Raw genomic sequence first — 20,272 nt, 5'->3', positions numbered from 1 at the left:
GTTTATAGAAGGCGCGATATTGAGAATATAAATCTCTCTGATCATAAAAATGATCAGAGAGATTTTTTTTATAATGAAATTTGAAATTTTTACAGCGCGCTAAATTTACGAGTATGGTACGGCAGGCGTATATGGAAAAAGATGAACAGTACGGGGACGCTTGTCGTCTGGTGGGACGCCAAAACTAGCGGGAGTATAGCGTGACTGTTTCAACCAACGTGCTGACAATGGAGGATGACCCAGTAGTGCGGGAAACCATTGCGGCATATCTGACGGATGAAGGATATAATGTAATACAGGCAGAAAGCGGATTGCAGGGACTATCCCTGATTCAGGATAGAAGTATCGATGTTGTGTTGCTTGACTGGCGGCTTCCGGACATTTCCGGAGGGGAAGTGCTTTCCAAGTTGGCAGGAGTTAATCCAACGTTGCCGATAATTGTCGTGTCTGGAACGGATGAAGTCCGCGAGGTTATTGATGCGCTGAAGCGTGGAGCATGGGACTATCTACGTAAGCCTCTTAAAAATATGGATATCCTTGTTGATGCGATACGTAGGGGGCTTGCCAGAGCACAGCGGTTGAAAGAGACCGCATTGGAAGGTGAGCATTTAAAGGAGCTTGTACGGAGTCGTACAGAAGAATTGGAAAGAGCAAATGCTCTGTTGAGAAGAGAAGCAAAGGAACGGCAGGAGTACGCGGCTGCTTTGAAAGAAAGTGAAGCTCGTTTCAGGCAGCTTGTGGAGACCGTACGGGAAGCATTTTTCGTACGCAATGCGCTGACAAAGGAATTTACGTATGTCAGCCCGGCAGCAACAGAGATGTTTGGCTTAACGCCTGACCAGCTTGCATTAAACTCATGGTTATTATTGGATTTAGTTCACCCTGATGATCGGGAAGATGCCAGAAAGAAAGCGTTGCAGTTTGATAACAATCCCGTTCCGGATAGTTTTGAGTACCGATTTATAGTGGGTGCTGAGAAAAAAATGAAGTGGATTAGTTTTCGTATTTTTCCTGTATTCGATCTTAATGGTACAATATACCGACAGGTGGGGGTTGCCGAAGACATAACGGAACGTAAATATGCACATGATGCCTTGTGTGCCTCACTGCGAGAGAAGGATATCTTGTTCAAGGAAGTGCACCATCGTGTAAAAAATAATTTGCAGCTTGTCTCCAGTCTGTTGAGCCTTCAAGCGCAACGAATTTCTAATTTAGAAGACAGGGAGCGTTTTTTGGACTCGCAACGACGCATCCAGTCTATGACGCTGGTGCATGAGGAACTGTATCGTACAGATGATCTTTCCTGTATTGATTTCAGTTATTATGTGGAACAGTTGGCGCGACGGATTGAACAGGCTTTTTCCGCAACTGTTCCGGTTGAATTGACCGTGGATTTGGAGCGCATTCATTTGTCAGTGGACACGGCGGTACCATGCGGTCTTATTTTAAATGAACTTATTTCCAACGTGTATAAACATGCGTTTGTCGGTAGAGAAAGCGGTCGATTGTATCTTTACGCTGGATTGCGGGATGGCGCGATTGTCTTAAAAGTTGTTGATGACGGCATCGGCTTTCCTTCCTCTTTTGATGTTCGGGAGTCTAACTCGCTAGGAATGCAGGTTGTTCATGCGTTAGTAGAGCAGTTGTCCGCTAAGCTTGTTATTACATCCGATAGGGGCACAGAGTTTGAACTGGCATTTTCTGATTCAAGTTTATGCTTGCTACCGAACTGCGCGGGGTAGTTTGCATTCGTGAATGCGTTTAAGAAGCGTATCAATGAGGAGTGTGTCTTTTGTAAGGCGCATTCCTTTTTTACATTCAGCTTCTGTAAATCTTCGTACGGCTGTTTGCTGCGCTAGCTTCGGGTGGTAGGCGATAAACGGTACTGCTCCATAAGCGTGAGATTTTGTGGCAGCAGGCGTAAGGTGGTCTGTAGTAACAACGATACATGCCTCCGGCATTTCATGTAGAAGAATCGGCAAAAGCTCTTTGTCTATTCGTTCAATGGCGTTTTTCTTTCCTGCTGAATCGCCAAGGTGGCCGCAGTGATCCGGCGCTTCAATATGGATGAAAGCAATACTGTTTTCAGGTTCTTGAAGGAATGCAAGTGCGGCATATGCCTTTGCTGTAAGGTTCGTATCCGGATGTCCGGTGAAGGACGGGTGTGTGATAACCTGCATCTCAGCCATATGCCCGAGGCCGTGTAGAAGCGGAATGCCGGAAACAATACAGCTGTTTGTTTTGTACAGTGTGGGAAAGGCGGGTAGAGTATAGGGGCTGCCTTGTCCCCATAACCATAGGCAATTAGCTTTGGAAGTTCGCTCTGCAAGTATTGTTGAAGCGTTCAGCATGATGCTTTGTAATGATGCCGGATACTGGCTCAGAATGGTATCCAGTGGCATATGTTGCAGCATATGGGGGCCGGAGGTGACAAAAGAAGGCAATCCCTTTTGGGTGCGCCTGCGGTGATGCTCCTCAAGGGTCTGAAGACCGTTTTTTTGAATCAGCAAGTGGTGATAGGTTCTGTTTGCAATAAAGGTACAGGATGTGCCACCGCAAGCATGGCTGAGTGCTTGTATCAGCGTTTCTCCTTCTTCTTGGGTAATGGACGAAGCACACGGTGTGGTAATAACGCCGTTTTCTGTGCGGCAAAAAGTAACGCGCCAGATAAGGTCGTCCTTAGATGTTGTAACCCCGAGCGCTGCGGCTTCAATGGGAGCGCGTCCCTTGTGGTGCAGAACAGGGGCATAGCCGAATAGAGACATGTTTCCTACATCAGAATCCGGACTGAAGCCATCTGGAATAGTATAGCAAAGACCCGCCACACTGTGGCGGGTCATAGAGTCTAGAACTGGGGTCTCAGCGCGTTCCAAAGGTGTACCATCGGGACACAGAGAGGGATCGTCTGCTGCGCCGTCAGCTATGCAGACTATAATTTTTTGCATTACAGAATCCGGTAGAACACAGGTTCTTCAAGAACAAGCCCTTTTTCTTTCATTCCATTTACTGCCTTCTGAACAGCTTCTGCACGTGCTTCATGTGTAAGGAATACAACAGAAGCCGTGGTTTCAGTGCCATCTTTCTGGATAGCCTGAGCAATGGAGATATTCTGCTCGGCAAGGGTGCCAGCGAGATCACGCAGTACACCCGGCACGTCCTGCACCATTACACGGAAGTAGTACTGGGACGTCGCATCTTCCGGAGCAAGAATATCAGCAAGTGGAGGAACCTGTTTTACGTAGCCGGTGTTGTTGGGATGTGCACCGCGGGCAATGGTGAGGATATCACCAATTACCGCGCTTGCGGTCGCAAGATCTCCAGCACCCTGACCATGCATGAATATAGGGCCGCATGCGTTACCTTCAAGCCGAACTGCGTTGTATGCGCCACCCACACGGGCAATAAGCAGAGTGTGGTGAACCAGCATTGGGAATACGCCAGCTTCGATTTTTCCATCAACTTTACGGACATGGCCGAGCAGCTTCACACGGTAGCCGAATTCTCGTGCAAACTCGATATCCTGAGGGTGAATTTTAGAAATACCCACAACAGGAAGTTCGGTAAACGGATATTCAACACCAAAAGCAAGGCGGGTGAGCAGGCACAGCTTATGTGCGGCATCAAAGCCTTCAATGTCCAGAGTCGGATCTGCTTCAGCAAAGCCGAGCTCCTGAGCTGCCTTGAGCGCGGTGTCAAAATCGAGTTTCTTAGTAGTCATTTCGGACAGAATGTAGTTTGCTGTGCCGTTAAGAATACCTATAAGACTCAGTATCTGATTTCCTGCAAGGTTTTGCTTTAAGCTATCCAGAATCGGGATGGCGCCGCAGACACTTGCTTCGTATGTAAGATGTACGTTGTGTTCTTCAGCAAGAGCAAAGAGATCGTGACCGTCTTCAGCAAGCAGTGCCTTGTTTGCCGTTACGATGTGTTTACCGGCCTTAATGGCAGCAGTGATGAGCGTTTTCGCAGCGGTAATACCCCCGATAAGCTCAACAAGAACATCAACTTCCGGATCGTTAACAAGGATGTCCGGATTGTCTGTAAGTACTGTGCCTTCTGGAAGATCTGCAGCACGAGGCTTGGATACGTCGCGTACAAGAACAGATTTTACAACAACTTCTCTACCAGTGCGTGCGATGATAGAATCACGGTTCTCTTTAATAACTTTTAGAAGACCACTGCCAACAGTACCGAAACCGGCAATGGCTAAAACGAGGGGTTTATTCCTTGGCACAAATACATCCTTCTTTCTGGAAAAATTTTTTTATTCCACGACATGCCTGATTAATGCGGTGCTCATTTTCAATAAGTGAGAAGCGAACATAATCGTCTCCGAAGTGTCCAAAACCAAGTCCCGGTGAAACCGCAACTTTTGCTTCAAGCAGCAGCTTTTTCGCAAATTCAACTGAACCTAGTTGCTTAAACTGTTCAGGAATCTTTGCCCATACAAACATGGTTGCCTTTGGAGAAGGTACATCCCATCCGGCACGTTCAAGGCCTAAGATTAATGCGTCACGGCGTTTCTGGTATACTTCGACTATTTCCTGCACGCAATCATCAGGACCATTTAATGCAACCGTCGCAGCAATTTGAATTGGTTGGAATATTCCATAATCAAGATAAGACTTGATTCTAGTAAGTGCGTGAACAAGCTTTTTGTTGCCAGCGCAAAAGCCAACTCTCCAGCCAGCCATAGAATAGCTTTTTGACATGGAGTAGAATTCTACGCCAACGTCCTTAGCACCTTCAGCCTGAAGGAAGCTCGGAGGAACGTAATCGTCAAAAGTAAGATCTGCGTATGCCATGTCATGAATAACATACACATTATACTTTTTAGCCCAGTTTACGACTTTTTGAAAAAATTCAGGAGTTGCCAGCTCAGTTGTCGGATTGTGCGGATAACTAAGCATAAGCACTTTCGGTTGCGGCCACGTTTGTTGCGTGGCGGTTGTCAAGTCCTCAAAAAAATCACGCCCCTTTCCTATCGGAATCCTACGGACATCTGCTCCTGCAATAATAGCGGCATATGTGTGGATAGGGTAGGTCGGGTCTGGAGCAAAAACTACATCACCCGGAGAGAGCATGGCAAGTGCGAGATGTGCAAGACCTTCCTTAGCTCCCATGGTAGCAATAGCTTCTGTTTCCGGATCAAGGTAGACATTATATTTTCTTTGATACCAGTCACAAATAGCTTTACGCAAGTTCGGAATGCCCTTGGAAGCTGAGTATCGATGGTTAACACCTTTGTGCGCCGCCTCTGTGAGCTTATTCACAATATGATCAGGGGTAGGAAGATCGGGATTTCCCATGCCCATGTCAATAACGTCGATGTTCTGATGTCGCAGTTCCATTTTTAAATCATTAACAACTGCGAATACATATGGTGGTAATCTGTCGATTCTTGGGAATTCATTCATAGCGCATACTTCCTCTAGAAGGTTTCATTTTCTCTAGATTACATATAGGGGCTGCGCCTGTAAAGCTAGTAGTTGCAGTGTCTTTAGCTGTTGTTGGTTTTTTTTGTGATTTTTACATCAGAAAGGTGGATAGAAAATGAATAAATTATCAAACATTTTTTTGTCAAAAAGAGAAAAACAAAAAAAAGGACCGATAGCAGCCCCGATGATGCTAACGGTCCTAGGAATTACCATCAGTATTCACATGTAATGAATACGTGGTAAGGAGTTTGAGTTATTTTTCGTAAAGTTCTTCTTTAAGCCATTTTTTAATTGCGGGTGTAGGTTCAAATAGTCCTTTCAGATCACCGTATTCGGCCAGGAATGCATTCGCGACTCGTGGTGGTAATGGAACTTCGATAAGATCAATTGCTTCTTCTGAGTTTCGACGGACTAGTCGAACAACGGGCTGTTCACCCCATGTGTCTACTACAAAATATGTTGAGTAATCTGCTTTGGAACGGACTGGAGGGTACTCAGCATGCCAGTCATTGTTCCCCCACTCCAGATACATAGTTACTGCATGTTCGGGGCTCATGTTCCAGTCAATCTGTAAGTCGCTGAATTTTGAAAGGTTGCTCATTTTTCCTCCAATATAATCAAATACTGTATTTTCCAGTTCTCTATAAGTGGCGGGAAGAACTGCCACACTCTTCCCACCACATGTTGCCTGTGAAGGTAGGAACGTCTTTTTCGTTGTGTTGAACTAATAATAACTATTACTAATAAACTGTCAAGGATAATTAAGGGATTTTTTTTTGATATTCGCTGTGCTTTTGTATCAGGTGGATATGTTCTTTAAAATGAGATTAAAAAAGAGGGGAGGGAGGTGTGGATAACAATCTGGGAGTGCTTTAATATAGGGGATATGCGCGAATCGCACTTACTGATAAAATAATGCACTTTTAGATTTTGCTACGTTAAATAGAAACTACGTATAATCCGTATAGCAGGGGAATATTCCATGACCCCTGTGGTGCTACCCTTCGTTTTAGCAGAAGGATGCATCAACCGGATCTAGATGCAGCATTTCTCTTTTTCATTTTGCTGACCCGTTCGTTTTCGTCTCTAAATGCCTGCATAGACCTAAACAAGATTTATTTTGGAACTGTCCATAATAGAATGGAGATATCCAGTACCTTAATATCGGTTTTGGTGTGGTATTGGTTACATGATGGAGATTTACACATCAGTACAAACTGAATGGTCAAACAGTTTTAATTGCTTGACCTAGTATTTGTTTTATGTGTTTATAGCGTCGCTGGAGAAGTCCTCTATCTCTATTGATGTTGCTTTGTGGGTCGAAGCATATCGTTAGGTTGAGGCAATGAGTACGCTCCCACCGTGAGAGGTGGCCATCATGCTGATTGCTGAATCCTGTAGAGTCAAACGGAGGTTGTCATGAGACCAGTGAAATTCGCAAAACCTGAACAGTACGCAGATCACTTTTTCGATACTGCCGAGAGTTTAGGCGTTAAATTCACCCAGACTGGTAACATTTTTACCGATGGGGGAAAGAACATTTCCAAGGGCAAAGTTGCCGCCATTTATCGTCGATATGGGGATGAATGTCATGTTTGCCCAAGCTGTGAATTTAAGAGTGACTCTGTAGGACTTAAGCATTTCCGGATGATCGCAGAGAAGGCTTTGGGCTAGAAATCTTCTCGTTGTCTATGTGATTTTGTAGCATGATTGGTGCCCGCCGCTGCCCCCGCAGCGGCGGGCTTTTTATTGCTGTTGCGTCAGGTTTCGTCATGAATTTGTTGAATAAAAGGCCGTATTGGTTCAACCAATTTCTTCTGCTGGTTGTGAATCGTCGCAACAGAAATTTCTTTCTGAAAAGGTATCTTTTGTAATTAATTAGCTGAATATACATGATATTTTCGTTTTATGGTTATTTCTGTGTTGTCAAGAAAGAAAGAAAGATAACACATATTTTTCTGATTTGTAGACGTAAAAAAACAGGCTGTGTAGGTTGTCTTTACTTGTTGTGGCAACTTATACGGCAAGTCTCTTCCTTTGTTGAAGGAAATTGTGTTGTCTCTGATGTCCTTGATTCCTTAGGGTTCTCAAGTGGCATCAACTCTTAAAAAAGACCGGCATTTTTTTTAAGAGTTTGATCTGTTGGTAGTGCTTCAGATCTTGGGAGTGATTTCTGGCGAATGATCCTCCCGTCTATGCAGTTTTTTCTGCACACCGATATGGCATCGGTTAAAAAAATCGGCGTTTCACAGTGGTATGTGAAACGCCGTTTTTTTTGTGTAATGCTAACTCACCACGAGGCTTGCTTAGCAAAAAAAGCTGATTTCCTGGCGGCAAGCAATGCCTGCCGCCGATAGGGGCGCTAGATTTTTTTAATTTCAGAGTACCAGCTTCCAGCTTTTTCCAGAATATCGTTGATGCGGGAAACCATAGCATGTGGATCTTTCAAGTAGCCTTCAAGCAACAGGGAAGATTCAAACAGCTGCTCCACAGTTTCTTTAACCAGACCATCATTTTTATCGGATTTGTAGATGCGCAGCAGGTTGCGGATGATAGGATGATCTGCATTCAGTTCGAACACTTTTTTCGGAATGGATTCATCCTGATTCATCATGCGCATGATCTTTTCCATAGAAGAGGTTGCGCCATCAGGGCTGCTCAAAACAGCAGGAGAACCGGAAAGACGTTCAGATAAGCGAACTTCGGTTACTTTATCGCCGAGCAGTTCTTTGATGTGTGACAAAAGATCGCTCAAAGTAGCGGTTTCTTCTTCAGACAGTTCTTCTGCTTTCTCTTTTTTAACTACATCTTCAAAATCTTTTAAGCTGTCCGGATTAACAGTCTCAGCTGCCACGAGTTCAAACTCGTCGAACTTACCAAGGTTATCCATAACAAATTCATCAACAGGCTCGTACAGGAAGAGAACTTCAAGTCCTTTACGGGTAAAGATTTCAAGATGCGGATTAAGCTTAGCTGCTTCACGGCTGGTTGCCGAAATGTAGTAAACAGATTTCTGGCCTTCTTTAACGCGTTCAACATATTCCTCAAAAGAGGTAAGCTCATCGGCAGTCTCATGAGTAGAGGAGTTGAAGCGGAGAAGTTTTGCAAAGCGGTCACGGTTTGCATAGTCGCTGTAACCAAGACGGAACACTTTACCGTGCACGTTCCAGAATTCCTTGTACACATCAGCATCGTTTTTAGCCATGCGTTCAAGGTGAGAAAGGATTTGTTTGGTAACGGTCTGGTTGATTTTGCGGATAAGAACGTTTTCCTGCAACGTTTCGCGGGAAATGTTCAGCGGAAGATCTTCAGTATCTACAACCCCTTTAATGAAGGAAAGGTAGTCCGGCAGCAGGTCTTTGCATTCGCGCTGGATAAGGACGCGGCGCACATATAGATCAAGACCGTAATCATCGCGGCCGATGCTGCTTAAATCGCGGCCGAAGGTCGGGATAAAGGCAAGGCTTGTAAACTGTACAGGCGCGTCAACTGCGCTGTGTACTGTTGCAATCGGATCTTTGTCATCAAAGGTGAGGTAGTTGTAGAATTCTTTATACTGTTCTTTGGATATGGAGCTTTTAGGCTCACGCCACAATGCAGGAGTAGTGTTCTGATGTTCTCCATCGAGGTAGATAGGGAATGGAATAAAACTTGAGTGCTGTTTTAGAGCACGTTCAAGACGGAATTTTTCGAGAAACTCTGCTGCGTCATCTTTTACGTTGATGGTAATGACTGTACCGCGTTCCGGTGCATTTTCTGCAGGGATGATTTCAAATGAGCCAAGTCCGTCAGATTTCCAGGTGAAACCGTCGGAGCCCGGTTTGTAGCTGCGGGTGGTAACAGTGACATCTTCAGAGATCATAAATACAGAGTAGAAACCTACACCGAAGCGGCCGATAATGTTACTTGCAGAGTCCTTGCTTTCTGCTAATTCGGCAAGGAAGCGCTCTGAGCCGGAATGGGCGATCGTTCCGAGATGGTTCACCAGATCTTCTTTGCTCATACCTATACCGGTGTCGGTAATGGTAATGGTCTTGGCGTCTTTATCAATAGCAATATTAATAGAAGGTTCAAGCTCGGCAGCCGCAATCTCTTCGCCTTTAGCTTCAGCAAAACGAAGTTTGTCGAGAGCATCAGATGCGTTGGAAACGAGTTCACGAAGGAAAATTTCGCGGTTGGTGTAAAGAGAATGAGTGATAATATGAAGAAGTTTTCGAACTTCAGTCTTAAATTCATATGATTGTGACATACGAAAAGGCTCCTATGAAATGTCATAAAAGTTTAAAAAAAATACTACGCCAATAATAAATCGGAAATTTCCAAGGTCAAGGTTGATTAGAAAAAACAGTGGAAGGTCTTAAAAGTTAATGGCTTTCTTTCGATTTAATTAGGATTCGACGAGAGCGTTATTCCTATATATAACAGTGGCCGTTTATGTATAAAATTATGCCACACCAGCCTTCATGGCTGGTTATTGTGTTATCATGACCATACAAGGTTGAAGAAGAATGTTTGTAAGAGCAGGCTCTTGCAGACTACCATCTTGTCATCGTGCATAGAAAAGGAGCGATAATGAGCAAGCAGACGGCTGTAACAAGTGTTAAGCCCTTGACCTCTTTAGATATTCGTCACAGCAAAGGTGATCGCAAGCTTACCATGTTAACCGCATACGACTATTCATCCGCAACGCTTGTAGATGAATGTGACATTGATATGATTCTTGTCGGCGATTCGCTTGGTATGGTTATGCTGGGACGTGATGATACGATTAGCGTAACAATGGATGAAATGGTCCATCATACTAAAGCGGTAGTGCGTGGGACAAAAAGGTCTCTCGTTATCGCTGATATGCCCTTCATGTCATACGAAATCAGTGTCGAGGACGCGTTACGGAATGCCGCGCGATTGTTTCAGGAAGGCGGAGCACGTGCAGTAAAGCTTGAAGGCGGTCATAGCGTTATTCCGCAGGTAACGGCTCTCGTTCGCTCAGGTATCCCTGTAGTCGGACACATCGGTTTGACTCCTCAGCGGGTAGCCAGTCTTGGCGGGTTTAAAGTGCAAGGTAAAACCGCAGAAGCCGCCAACACACTGCTGGAAGAAGCAAAGGCTCTCGAAGCGGCTGGTGTCTTTTGTATTGTACTCGAAGCGATTCCTGTTCCAATAGCTGCACGCATAACTCAAGAACTTTCTATACCGACAATCGGCATAGGTGCCGGTGCAGAGTGTGATGGACAGGTGTTAGTCTTTCATGATCTCCTTGGTCTGTTCGATCGTTTTGTTCCAAAATTTGTGAAGCAGTATGCAAACTTGCGCGAGACCGCAGCTTCTGCAATCAGTGATTATAAGCGTGAAGTGGAAGAAGGCAGCTTTCCGGCAAAAGAGCATTCCTTTGCCATGCCGGAGCATGAAAAGGAAAAGTTTGAAAAGTAATATATGATTATTTCTAAATGGTTAAAGAGAAAAAGGCTGTCCTTCATATGAAGGACAGCCTTTTTTTACAATGCATAATGAATCTTAATACGCAGGTTGATACTCGAGAAATTCAGACAGCGAGTGACCGGTAAATTTCTGACAGTTTTTGCCGTAGCATTCTGATGCGGAAAGCACTGTTGCTGTTAAAATTCTGTTTGGTTGAATGTCACGTATAAGCAGAAGTCTTGTGGACGTCTCCGGCTGTACTCGGGACTTGTAAGAATAGAGGGCCAGCCAGTCCTTGTAACCATTATTGTCCCAGTCGAGGACTGCTAGAAGTGAAAGGTTTTCCTGACAGAACTCGCTTGTAATAAGAAGTTCTGTGCCGTTGTATGTGGCAGTCTGACCTGCAGATGGCATGGCTGAGTATGTGGTTCCGTCTATTGGCAGATTATGCTGTGCTCCTGTCCAAAGAAAGTTCAGTGAGAGATTGTTAAATGCTGTCTTGCTGAACTGCTGTGGCGGGATAACACAGTTTGTTGTTTGTTGCGGGGTGTAGAATACGTAATCCGTTGGTAATTTTTTCTGCAGTTGCGGCGGTAAGCTCTTTGTGGCTGAAAAATAGCCAGAGGTGATGATAGTAGCAGGTTCGCCGAAAAGTGCAGAGTTTCTGAAACAGCCTGTGATCATCGTCAGGCACAGGGCAAAAGAAAAAAGTGTGCATAAGGTATGTGTGCGTCGAAGCATGACTTCCTCGTTTAGTCAGCAGATTTACATTTGAAACGGATTCGTAACCTTCCGTCCTCAAAGTTGTAGGAGTTGATGATGAATTCACCGAGCTCAGAAGTATTCTGCACGTGCTCACCAATACATGGGCAGCTGTCATAGTCTCCAATATGGACTATACGGATAGTTGTAATGTCGTCCGAAGGAAGGCGTGAAAGATTGTAACGTTCCTGCGCTTGTTCAATAGGCATGATTTCTTCAGTCACTTCAAGATTGCGTTGGAGCTGCGTGTTGACTGCGGATTGTAGTGCAATGGCTTCGAATTCTGTAAACGGACGTTCGAAGTGATAATCGCATTTCGATTTTTTGGTGTTGATGTGAGCGGAGTAACAGCGGTCGCAGCCGAACATGCTGACCATTGTTCCGTTAAGAACATGTTCAGCCGTGTGCATATGAGGAACGTAGTTTTTTCCCATGGTACCCTTTCCTGTTATATGAAAAAAATGTTGTGCCTGAAGAGTCACGTTGGAGTCAAATTTTGTACGTAAAAAAAGCCGCACTTGGTGCGGCTTCTTGTTTGCAACTTAAAGGCTGGCTTGAGCATCCATTGTGCTCGCGAGATCAAGTAGCCTGTCCTGAATAGTCATCATAACTTCTTTTGGATTCGACAAGTCCTTGCTGCGGCGGAAAACCCATGATGCAATGTACAGGTTGGTTTCATCATCCTGATTTTTTGTCCATTTATATTTGCGGATCATGGAGGCAAGGGCCGCTTTGTATGCTTCACGATCACGGATTGCCTTTTCGTAGGCGACGCCCTCAGCTTTCATTTTCATTTCAGCGGCGTCCGTTACGGACTGTGTTGCATTCATATTTTTAGAGACCTGATAGTCATGGAGTGCTGTTTGGAATTTCTGGTTCGCGGTCAGCACGTCGCGTTCAGCCTGTAACCAGGCAGAAATATCAGACATAGCAGAATTAATTTTTGCACAGCTTTTAAGTACACCTGCCGTCGCACGCAACTGTTTTGCTGTAAGATGGTAAAATGAATTACGTTCGGCCTGCGTCAAAGGGCGTTCGCTTCCGTCAAAAGAACGTTTTATGTTGGTAAGGTCCGTATCTATGGCATCAATAAAGCGTTGTTTATAGAGAGCATAGAGTGCGTTGATCATGCTGGGACGCAATGCGTAGCGCATGACAGAACGTCTACCGATGGCGAGATCATCTCCACTCCATGAGAGCCCCGTCATTTCAATGCCGTAATGAACATTAATGACTTTTGCATCAAGAAGAAGCTTTGCTTCTTTTGAAGCTGCCGGATGGCTTCCCTTAGGGTGGTACGAATTAACTAGCAGATGTGATAAGTCTGCAATAAAGCTGGGTTGGACGACTGTATCTTCGGTAATTTTTTTATGAACAGGCGCAACAGGTTCGACAGATGTTGCCGTTGGTGTGGTTTCGGAAGTTGTTTTAGTCGGCTGGTGTTCAATGTTTGTTCGCAGTGGAATGCGCACTTGTGTTGTTACTTCACCAGTAGGTTCAATGTACTGTTCCGTCTCAACAATTTCGGGTTTAAATGTCCAGAGACTTGTGAGGGCTATTGCAAGTACGACAAGCGCGGCCCAGAGTGCTCGTTTGAGATTCGTAGTATTTTTTTTTTGCACTTCTTTATCGGACATGATGCCCCCCTTGGGAATCATTAACTTGGTTATCCCCGAAAAAACGTTCACCCTATTAATACGATGTTATAAGAGTACAATGTTTGTATGACAGATTTTCAACGTCATAACTACTATGGCGCATTAAGCCTTGGTAGCATTAAGGGTATGCGTTGTGAAGTGTTATTCTTGTGATGAAATAAAAAAAGAAATGCCTGTAAGGTGCTGAAATGATGATAAAGAAATTTTTTGCTTATTTTTTAGACTGTTGTGCGGGAAATAAGAAAAACAAGAATTTCCGCTCAGCAGAAAACAAAAATCAATTGTTTATAACGGTGATGACAGACTTTTTTGGTTTTGCGGGACTGCGGGCGATGACAATTACCGCACAAATAACCAGAGCACCGCCGGCATAGGCTGCGGCAGTCAGTTGCTCATTCCACCAAAGTACAGCAAGGACGGCTGCAACTACAGGTTCGATAGTCGCTATAATGGCAGCTTGAGTAGCCTCAAGGCGGCGCAGCCCTGCACAATACGCATAGTAGGCGAGATATGTACATAGGAATGCAAGGCCTATGATGACGGCAAGTTTGATAGGCGAATAGGCTGTAAAGGTTACCCATGGCAGCAAAGCAATCGCACCGGCAGGCAGGCACCATGCGTAGAGCGTTGCAGGTTGATAGTTTTTGAGAAATGTTTTGCCGAAGATGTAATGCAGTGAGTACGTAAAGCCGGAAAGAAGTCCGAATAATATGCCGGTAAGCGGGAGTGAAACAGTATCGCTTTGCCCGTTGAAACAAACAAGAACTGTACCCGTAAGGGCTAGTCCAAGGGCAGCTAGTTTGACAGGGGTCAGTTCTTCTTTGAAAAGGATCCGTGAAAAAATAGCTACCCATATCGGAGCAGTGTAGAGGAGAATTGCAGAAACGGCTGCGCCTGCATGTTTGATTGCAATCTGGTATGAACCAAAAAATACCGAAACACCAAGAACGCCGAAAATAAGAAATACCGGAATGTCCTTACGTTGCACCGTAAGGTTTTTATGCTTTGCTGAGTGGAGGATAAAGAAAAGGGCACCGAGGGAGGCTCGCCAGAAAGCAAGCTCATGCGGGGTAACTCCTTCTTGTAGCCCATATTTGGAAATAGGACCGAGCAGTCCCCACAGTGTTGCTGCAGCGATTATTTGTAAGTATCCAATATATTTATCCATAAATTTTCTCCTGCCGAATCTATGTAGCATGGAAAAGTGGTTACAGTAAGCCGTTTTTAATTAAAATGTCTAACCTCTTTAATTGATTTATTTAATCTGTTGTGTGACTAGTGTGGATGTACACGCTGCTGTTGCAGTGTTGAGTGATTTCAGGATGGTGGGACCTCTGTAAGGCTATGAATAGGAAGACAGTTGAGGCATGAAGAATCGTACGGTGAGTATTTGGATCAGTGTGTGTGTATTGCTTATTCCGGTGACTGCTCTGTCAGCTACAAAATGCTACTGGGATAGTGGGCTGCTGCAGTTTAGCGGTGGTGCAGTTCAACAGGCTCTGTGTTTGACTCCGGACATTGATGCAAATGGTGTGGTGAGGGAATTTGAAAAAGGATTACCTCCAACGTTGGACGAGCTTGTGGGGCGAGAGTTTGACTTTTCCCCTGAGGCGGTGGAGGGATACGTTGCAGCGTATGGTTTGCGTGCAAAAGAGTTGGGCGGAGCCTTAAATCTCAGAGTTTCACGTGCACGTGGAAAGTCTGCTATTTTTTTTGTTTTGCACGATTCAGGCGGGCCTGATTTTGGCATTCGAACCTTTTCGCCGGATATTGATGTCTCCCCACATATAAATAATATGCGTCAATTTGGCAGGCGTTGGCATGTCATAATTGACCGCAGTGGAAACTCCACGACATTAATTGATTTTTTTCAACCACTGCGATCTACCTACTTTGAGGCTCATGACGACGGGGCTAAAGCAAAGGGGCGCTTTTTACATGTCGGCCTTATTCAGCCCATACGAACTAACGCGGGGGATGCTGTTGAAACGCATAAAGTGATGATCCCTCAGCCTGCATATACTGACGCACAGTATAGAAGACTGGCTCAAGTGTATGTTGCTGCATCAAGTCGGGCTGGACGATGGTTGATACCAGCTTATGCGGCACAGTTAAACAGGTATGGTAATGCGCCTGTTTCTCTGGGCGGGCCGAAAGGGTTTGATTTAGCTGTGTGGGGGAATGCGTTGCGGGATGTATATCGGGAGATATACTCAGGTCATTAATGCAGTTTCTTTTATTTTGTATTCAAAGCGTTTTTATGAAGCACATACGTATCAGTGCTTTATAAAAGCGCTTTTTTGTTTGATATGAATTAACCTAACTGCAATATATTTCTTTTACATAATGTATATGTAGTATTTAATGTCTGTAGAGCTGTTTTTTATGTTATTTTGACAGATAAAAAGAGACTATATGTCTTATTTACTACTTTATTTGTACGATAATAAGAAAAACAATCTATCTTTTTTTGTTTTTACAGTTGAATATAGAAATGTATTAAAAAGAGAAAGGGCATTGTAAAATATTTGATACAAACTGAACATGTCAAAAATGCATATTAAGAAGATGGAAAGAGTGTTCAACATGCTTCCTGCAATAATATAGTAATGCAGTGTTCATGGAAATTTTGAAGCACTCAAGCTCGTTGTGATTTTTTCGAGGGGAACAGCCTCTCTGTACTCTCCATACTTTGGTATCGTAGTGAGACGAATGCCAGTTTATCAGGGGGCTGAATGAGCCGGAGTATTGTCCGGCGCAGTTGAGGGCAACGTGTGCGGTACGACCACATACACGGGGCGGTTCTGTTAAAACAGAATCGCCCTTGCTGTGTGTGGTGCAATACAAATGAACGAGAAACAATGTAATTGATGTACGTATTGCAACAGGTTATTGCTGTTGTATGAGTCTAACTACTGTAGAAAGAAAATCTTCGTCCACCTTGCGACTGGTGCCATCTGCAGAACAACAAACAGCAGTTGGTGCGCTTGTGGGGTGTGCAATTTGTCTTGGTTTTATTGGAGTATTGATGAATGGCATTACGTTGGTGCGCTTTGCTGTGCTATATCTTTGCTTCATATTTATGACTGTTGGAATGATCCTGCGAAGACAGCAACGGATTATTGAAATAAGTTTGCCTGATAGTTGCATATACTTTCTTGGAAGACGAAAAAAAGATGTATATACCATTCCGTTTGGAATGATTACCGCACTTAGACTCACACGGCGTAATGTTCAAGGGGATCTTGTTTCCTCAGATTTTGAACCTGAGAAAGGGAACAGTGGACGATATCCGTTCCATCTGGATGTCATATTGCGTGATTCCGGGTACGAAACATTAGATAGGTCTGTTCTTGGGCCGGATCTTGCTGCAATTGCATTAAAAATTGCGGAAGTAACAGGGTTTGCGATTGAAGATCATGCTGGAGTAGGATTTGCGCGTACTTCACGTGCAGAGTATGCGCCAGTGTTTCCATCCGTTGAAAATGAACAGCCAGAACATTCAGCGCTGAAGCCATGTCTTATTGGTGGGAAAAAAGGATTTTCATGGTCACTTTCTCCAGGACATTTGTATATTGCGCTAATGACATTTTCTGTAGCCGGCTTGCTTTATGGCGGAGGCTATGGAGTATGGAAGGCCTCAGAAGGTGAAGGAAGTATTATTGCGGGTGGGATATTGCTTTTTGTATGCGGATTCTTTGCCTACATGATTCTTTGGCGGCTGATACGGTCGATTGCTGGCAAGGGGTTTGTCGTATGGGATGATGAAATGGTACGGTTTGGTAGATCCTTTTTGGGGAAAGAGTATGCCTTTGTAATGTTAGAGTTACGAGATGTTGGAGCTGTTCGTATAGCCGTTCCAAGAGCCGGAAAAGGGCGTGTTGAGATTATTCAGGTATCCGGTGCTGTATTTAAAACATTACATGTTTCTTCCCCCCTTGCACCATTAACAATAGGTGATTTACATTGGTTGAGCCGGTATATGCGGCAACAGGTATCTGTATCAGAAGCTGTGTAGTGTAATCTACACCAGAGTGGTTCAATGTTCGAAATAGCTTGTAAAAAAAAACGCTCTTAGATAGGTTTCTGAGTACGAAGCACCTGTTTTTGCATAGCGTATCTCACTGTTACTTTTGCGTGAGTTGCGCAGTTTATTTAATCCAACCCTGAGAGGTCTCACAATGGCGAATCCTTCAGAACATATTCTGTATAGCGGCGGTGCACGAGGCACGGAAGCATACTTTGGTGAACTTGCAGAAAAGTACGGGCTTCAGGAAGTTAACTACAGCTTTGATGGCCACATGCTTGAGCGCACCAGAGGCTTACGCGTTCTGACCGCTGATGAACTGGCACTGAAAGACGTGAGTCTTACGTATGTGTCCCGCTTGATGAGCCGTTCTTACTCTGTCGCGCCGTTGTTCCGCAAGGTTCTTCAGTCTATTTGCTGGCAAGTTTCCAGCGGGCATGAAGTGTATGTTGTGGGTGTTATTCAGGACGACAATACGGTTAAAGGCGGCACTGGTTGGGGTGCAGAATTTGCTAAGATTTGCAATAAGCCGCTGTATGTTTTCGGACAGGCGAAAAATGCTTGGTTCCACTGGGAAAAGAATGAATGGCTTGAAGTTGAATCTCCAACCATTTCACATCGACATTTTACCGCAACCGGTACCCGTTTTCTTGAAGAGAATGGTAAGAAGGCAATTGCTGAGCTTTTTGAAAGGTCCTTTGGATAGGGTCAAAACGCAAAATTTTGCGGGAGCCTCGGCTCCCGCTTTTTTTATGACTGTGCATACGCATCGTTGAAAGGATACTATTGTGTGTAAAGATGATCGAGGCAGGGCTGGGGTAGTTGCTGCCATTTGTTCGTTTGTTTTTTGGGGCATGGCGCCTGTGTACTGGAAACAGGTAGCACATGTGCCTGCGTTTGAAGTGCTGTGCCACAGGATTTTGTGGTCATTATTTTTTGTTGGGATTATGCTTTCAATTCGTTCTAATTGGGGCGCATTTAAAAACATCTTTTCTTCTAAAAAAACAATGCTTCTTCTTACTATGAGCGGCTTGCTTGTAGGTGGTAACTGGGGCTTATATATTTGGGCTGTAAATCATGACATGGTCTTGCAAACAAGCCTTGGGTACTACATTACACCGCTTGTAAGTATGCTTCTGGGGGTTGTTATATTTAAGGACACTATCCGCCCCATACAGCTTTGCGCAGTATTGCTTGCTGCGGCTGGCGTAGCAACTCAGGTTGTTATGGTCGGCAGCCTTCCGTGGGTTTCTCTTGCTCTGGCCATTTCTTTTGGTTTGTATGGGTTACTGAGAAAGCTTGCAGATGTTGAATCTCTTGCCGGGTTGATGTTTGAAACAGTCCTGTTGATACCCTTTGTACTTATCTATCTTGGCCATCTTGAATTGCAGGGGGCCGCTTCATTTTTGCATGTTGATCGTCTGACAGATATGTATCTTGTGGGGGCTGGTGTTATTACATCACTGCCGTTGCTGTGGTTTGCATTTGCAGCGTGCAGATTACGTCTTACTACTCTTGGATTATTGCAGTACATTGCACCGAGTCTGGCATTTATGCAGGGCGTATTTTTGTTCAATGAACCGTTTACGATGGGACACCTGTTTACCTTTGTGTTTATTTGGAGCGCTCTTGCGTTGTACTCCGGTGAAGGATGGCTGCAACGCTCAAGAAAACTTGTTCATGCTGAAGAAATGTAACTTTTATCGTATATTTTGATTTGCTATAGCGAAGCCGCAAGCCCTGTGTTACAGAGTTTGCGGCTTTTTTGCAGTCAGTAAACAAGGTTATTGATTCAAAGTGATGTATTCGGCTATACATAGTGATCTTATAAAACTAATGAAAATCGGGGAAAATATGTTTTTCGATAAAATAAAAATTAATGGAATGACCGTGCCGAATCGTTTGGTTCGCTCTGCAACATGGGAAGGGCTCGCCTCTGCTGAAGGATTTGTAACGCCTGCACTCGAAGACGCAATGCTTGAATTGGTTGATGGCGGTGTGGGGATGATTATTACCGGGCATATGTTTGTAGCAGAACAAGGACGCGCCAGAGAACGCCAGCTTGCCATTTTTGCAGATGAATACATCAGTGGGCTGCGCTCAATGGTTAACAGAATCCATGATCATGGTGGCGCTGTTGTGGCGCAGCTTGCTCATGCTGGCGGTTATGCTGCTCAGGCTATCACAGGAATGCCTGCATTGGGGCCTAGCCCTTTTGCCATGAGGGATGGCGAACTTTGTCAGGAAATGACTGAACATGACATTGATGTAATGGTCTATTCCTTCCAGCAGGCGGCGGAGCGAGCAGTTGCCGCAGGATTTGACGGCCTTCAAATTCATGCAGCACATGGGTATGGGTTAAGCCAGTTTCTTTCTCCCCATTTTAATAAGCGTACCGATATGTACGGCGGCGTACTTGAGAACCGCATTCGCCCGTTGGTGCGGGTCTATGAAGCTATTCGGCGTGTTGTGGGAGAGAAATATCCTGTGATGCTCAAAATTAACTGTGAAGACTTTGTTGAAGACGGTCTTGAACTACAGGACAGTGTCAGAGTTATTCAAGGTCTTGCCACAATGGGGTTGGATGCAGTTGAGATTAGTGGTGGATTGCTTACAAATCGCCCGACAACGTCATCAACACGGGTGGGGCGTTTTGATTCTCCAACGAAGGAAGTATGGTACCGTGAGGCGGCACGTGTTGTCAGAGAAAATACTAAGCTGCCAATAATGCTTGTGGGCGGGGTTCGCAGCTTTAGTGTAGCTGAAGGGTTATTGTCAGAAGGGGTTATTGACCTTGTTTCCATGAGTCGACCGCTTATACGTGAACCCAACCTTTTAACACGATGGGCTTCTGGGGACTTGCGGAGAGCAGATTGTATAAGCTGCAACAAATGTTTTAGCGTGCTCATTAAAAATGAAGGTTTTTTCTGCCCTCTGGCCCGTGCTGAAAAAAGTGAATAATTAAATTG

At 44.6% G+C, this 20,272-nt stretch carries 17 protein-coding genes; 8 read left to right on the top strand and 9 right to left on the bottom strand.

The genetic code is table 11. The features are described 5' to 3' along the window. Positions 1-200 precede the first annotated feature (200 nt). Entirely contained in the window at positions 201-1,742 is a 1,542-nt protein-coding gene (locus F461_RS16765; protein WP_019999375.1) for a response regulator, read from the top strand. On the opposite strand, the gene F461_RS18395 is transcribed toward F461_RS16765, so the two are convergent. The 4 genes from F461_RS18395 to F461_RS0101370 all read right to left on the bottom strand — a co-directional run bounded on the left by F461_RS18395 (position 1,722) and on the right by F461_RS0101370 (position 6,039). After that, on the bottom strand, positions 1,722-2,945 hold the full coding sequence (locus tag F461_RS18395) for a BPG-independent phosphoglycerate mutase family protein (RefSeq protein ID WP_019999374.1): 1,224 nt from the start codon (positions 2,943-2,945) through the stop codon (positions 1,722-1,724). The genes F461_RS16765 and F461_RS18395 overlap by 21 nt on opposite strands. Continuing rightward, positions 2,945-4,234 (bottom strand): homoserine dehydrogenase, encoded by a 1,290-nt coding sequence (locus tag F461_RS0101385; RefSeq protein ID WP_019999373.1) that lies wholly within the window; start codon positions 4,232-4,234, stop codon positions 2,945-2,947. The genes F461_RS18395 and F461_RS0101385 overlap by 1 nt, the downstream gene beginning before the upstream one ends. Further along, the gene (locus tag F461_RS16755; protein WP_019999372.1) at positions 4,221-5,417 is read right to left on the bottom strand and encodes an aminotransferase class I/II-fold pyridoxal phosphate-dependent enzyme; all 1,197 of its coding nucleotides are present in this window, start codon (positions 5,415-5,417) and stop codon (positions 4,221-4,223) included. Before F461_RS16755 ends, F461_RS0101385 begins: the two co-directional genes overlap by 14 nt. Positions 5,418-5,691: 274 nt before the next feature. Next, complete coding sequence (locus F461_RS0101370) at positions 5,692-6,039, bottom strand: DVU0772 family protein (RefSeq protein ID WP_019999371.1); 348 nt, start codon at positions 6,037-6,039, stop codon at positions 5,692-5,694. 818 nt (positions 6,040-6,857) lie between these two features. Between F461_RS0101370 and F461_RS0101365 the strand changes: the two genes are divergently transcribed. Continuing rightward, on the top strand, positions 6,858-7,112 hold the full coding sequence (locus F461_RS0101365; RefSeq protein ID WP_019999370.1) for a hypothetical protein: 255 nt from the start codon (positions 6,858-6,860) through the stop codon (positions 7,110-7,112). Positions 7,113-7,800: 688 nt separating this feature from the next. Here F461_RS0101365 and htpG read toward each other — a convergent pair. Continuing rightward, complete coding sequence (htpG, locus tag F461_RS0101355; RefSeq protein ID WP_019999368.1) at positions 7,801-9,687, bottom strand: molecular chaperone HtpG; 1,887 nt, start codon at positions 9,685-9,687, stop codon at positions 7,801-7,803. A gap of 323 nt (positions 9,688-10,010) precedes the next feature. Here htpG and panB point away from each other — a divergent pair, with 323 nt between their 5' ends. Then, positions 10,011-10,868: a 3-methyl-2-oxobutanoate hydroxymethyltransferase gene (gene panB / locus F461_RS0101350; RefSeq protein WP_019999367.1), complete on the top strand. Its 858-nt coding sequence runs from the start codon at positions 10,011-10,013 to the stop codon at positions 10,866-10,868. An 84-nt stretch (positions 10,869-10,952) separates the two neighbouring features. Here panB and F461_RS0101345 read toward each other — a convergent pair whose 3' ends face one another. The 4 genes from F461_RS0101345 to F461_RS0101330 all read right to left on the bottom strand — a co-directional run bounded on the left by F461_RS0101345 (position 10,953) and on the right by F461_RS0101330 (position 14,444). Next, complete coding sequence (locus tag F461_RS0101345) at positions 10,953-11,597, bottom strand: hypothetical protein (RefSeq protein WP_019999366.1); 645 nt, start codon at positions 11,595-11,597, stop codon at positions 10,953-10,955. 11 nt (positions 11,598-11,608) lie between these two features. Further along, complete coding sequence (locus F461_RS0101340) at positions 11,609-12,052, bottom strand: alanyl-tRNA editing protein (RefSeq protein WP_019999365.1); 444 nt, start codon at positions 12,050-12,052, stop codon at positions 11,609-11,611. 108 nt (positions 12,053-12,160) lie between these two features. Beyond that, a complete protein-coding gene (locus F461_RS0101335; protein ID WP_019999364.1) occupies positions 12,161-13,255 on the bottom strand; it encodes a hypothetical protein in 1,095 nt (364 codons plus the stop codon). Positions 13,256-13,553: 298 nt separating this feature from the next. After that, the gene (locus F461_RS0101330) at positions 13,554-14,444 is read right to left on the bottom strand and encodes a DMT family transporter (RefSeq protein ID WP_019999363.1); all 891 of its coding nucleotides are present in this window, start codon (positions 14,442-14,444) and stop codon (positions 13,554-13,556) included. 199 nt (positions 14,445-14,643) lie between these two features. Here F461_RS0101330 and F461_RS0101325 point away from each other — a divergent pair, with 199 nt between their 5' ends. The 5 genes from F461_RS0101325 (at position 14,644) to F461_RS0101305 (ending at position 20,264) form a co-directional block, all read left to right on the top strand. Then, positions 14,644-15,501 carry a hypothetical protein gene (locus tag F461_RS0101325; RefSeq protein ID WP_019999362.1) on the top strand — a complete coding sequence of 286 codons (858 nt, stop codon included), beginning with the start codon at positions 14,644-14,646 and terminating at the stop codon, positions 15,499-15,501. A gap of 677 nt (positions 15,502-16,178) precedes the next feature. Further along, complete coding sequence (locus F461_RS0101320) at positions 16,179-17,294, top strand: hypothetical protein (protein ID WP_143154858.1); 1,116 nt, start codon at positions 16,179-16,181, stop codon at positions 17,292-17,294. Positions 17,295-17,457: 163 nt separating this feature from the next. Further along, positions 17,458-18,009, top strand: a complete 552-nt coding sequence (locus F461_RS0101315) for a hypothetical protein (RefSeq protein ID WP_019999360.1) — start codon at positions 17,458-17,460, stop codon at positions 18,007-18,009. A gap of 82 nt (positions 18,010-18,091) precedes the next feature. Further along, entirely contained in the window at positions 18,092-19,000 is a 909-nt protein-coding gene (gene rarD, locus F461_RS0101310) for an EamA family transporter RarD (protein WP_019999359.1), read from the top strand. A gap of 157 nt (positions 19,001-19,157) precedes the next feature. After that, positions 19,158-20,264, top strand: a complete 1,107-nt coding sequence (locus F461_RS0101305; RefSeq protein ID WP_019999358.1) for an NADH:flavin oxidoreductase — start codon at positions 19,158-19,160, stop codon at positions 20,262-20,264. Positions 20,265-20,272: the final 8 nt, after the last annotated feature.

This window comes from Halodesulfovibrio aestuarii DSM 17919 = ATCC 29578 (genome assembly GCF_000384815.1).
GTDB classification, from domain to species: Bacteria; Desulfobacterota; Desulfovibrionia; order Desulfovibrionales; family Desulfovibrionaceae; genus Halodesulfovibrio; species Halodesulfovibrio aestuarii.
Note: the sequence above shows the minus strand (reverse complement) of the source record. Positions and strands in the feature narration are given on the sequence as shown.

Excerpts from the sequence above, each read along its gene's own strand:
- F461_RS18395 (WP_019999374.1), bottom strand. The coding sequence starts at position 2,945 with ATGCAAAAAATTATAGTCTGCATAGCTGACGGCGCAGCAGACGATCCC.
- F461_RS16755 (WP_019999372.1), bottom strand. The coding sequence starts at position 5,417 with ATGAATGAATTCCCAAGAATCGACAGATTACCACCATATGTATTCGCA.
- F461_RS0101370 (WP_019999371.1), bottom strand. The coding sequence starts at position 6,039 with ATGAGCAACCTTTCAAAATTCAGCGACTTACAGATTGACTGGAACATG.
- F461_RS0101365 (WP_019999370.1), top strand. The coding sequence starts at position 6,858 with ATGAGACCAGTGAAATTCGCAAAACCTGAACAGTACGCAGATCACTTT.
- htpG (WP_019999368.1), bottom strand. The coding sequence starts at position 9,687 with ATGTCACAATCATATGAATTTAAGACTGAAGTTCGAAAACTTCTTCAT.
- panB (WP_019999367.1), top strand. The coding sequence starts at position 10,011 with ATGAGCAAGCAGACGGCTGTAACAAGTGTTAAGCCCTTGACCTCTTTA.
- F461_RS0101345 (WP_019999366.1), bottom strand. The coding sequence starts at position 11,597 with ATGCTTCGACGCACACATACCTTATGCACACTTTTTTCTTTTGCCCTG.
- F461_RS0101340 (WP_019999365.1), bottom strand. The coding sequence starts at position 12,052 with ATGGGAAAAAACTACGTTCCTCATATGCACACGGCTGAACATGTTCTT.
- F461_RS0101335 (WP_019999364.1), bottom strand. The coding sequence starts at position 13,255 with ATGTCCGATAAAGAAGTGCAAAAAAAAAATACTACGAATCTCAAACGA.
- F461_RS0101330 (WP_019999363.1), bottom strand. The coding sequence starts at position 14,444 with ATGGATAAATATATTGGATACTTACAAATAATCGCTGCAGCAACACTG.
- F461_RS0101325 (WP_019999362.1), top strand. The coding sequence starts at position 14,644 with ATGAAGAATCGTACGGTGAGTATTTGGATCAGTGTGTGTGTATTGCTT.
- F461_RS0101320 (WP_143154858.1), top strand. The coding sequence starts at position 16,179 with ATGAGTCTAACTACTGTAGAAAGAAAATCTTCGTCCACCTTGCGACTG.
- F461_RS0101315 (WP_019999360.1), top strand. The coding sequence starts at position 17,458 with ATGGCGAATCCTTCAGAACATATTCTGTATAGCGGCGGTGCACGAGGC.
- F461_RS0101305 (WP_019999358.1), top strand. The coding sequence starts at position 19,158 with ATGTTTTTCGATAAAATAAAAATTAATGGAATGACCGTGCCGAATCGT.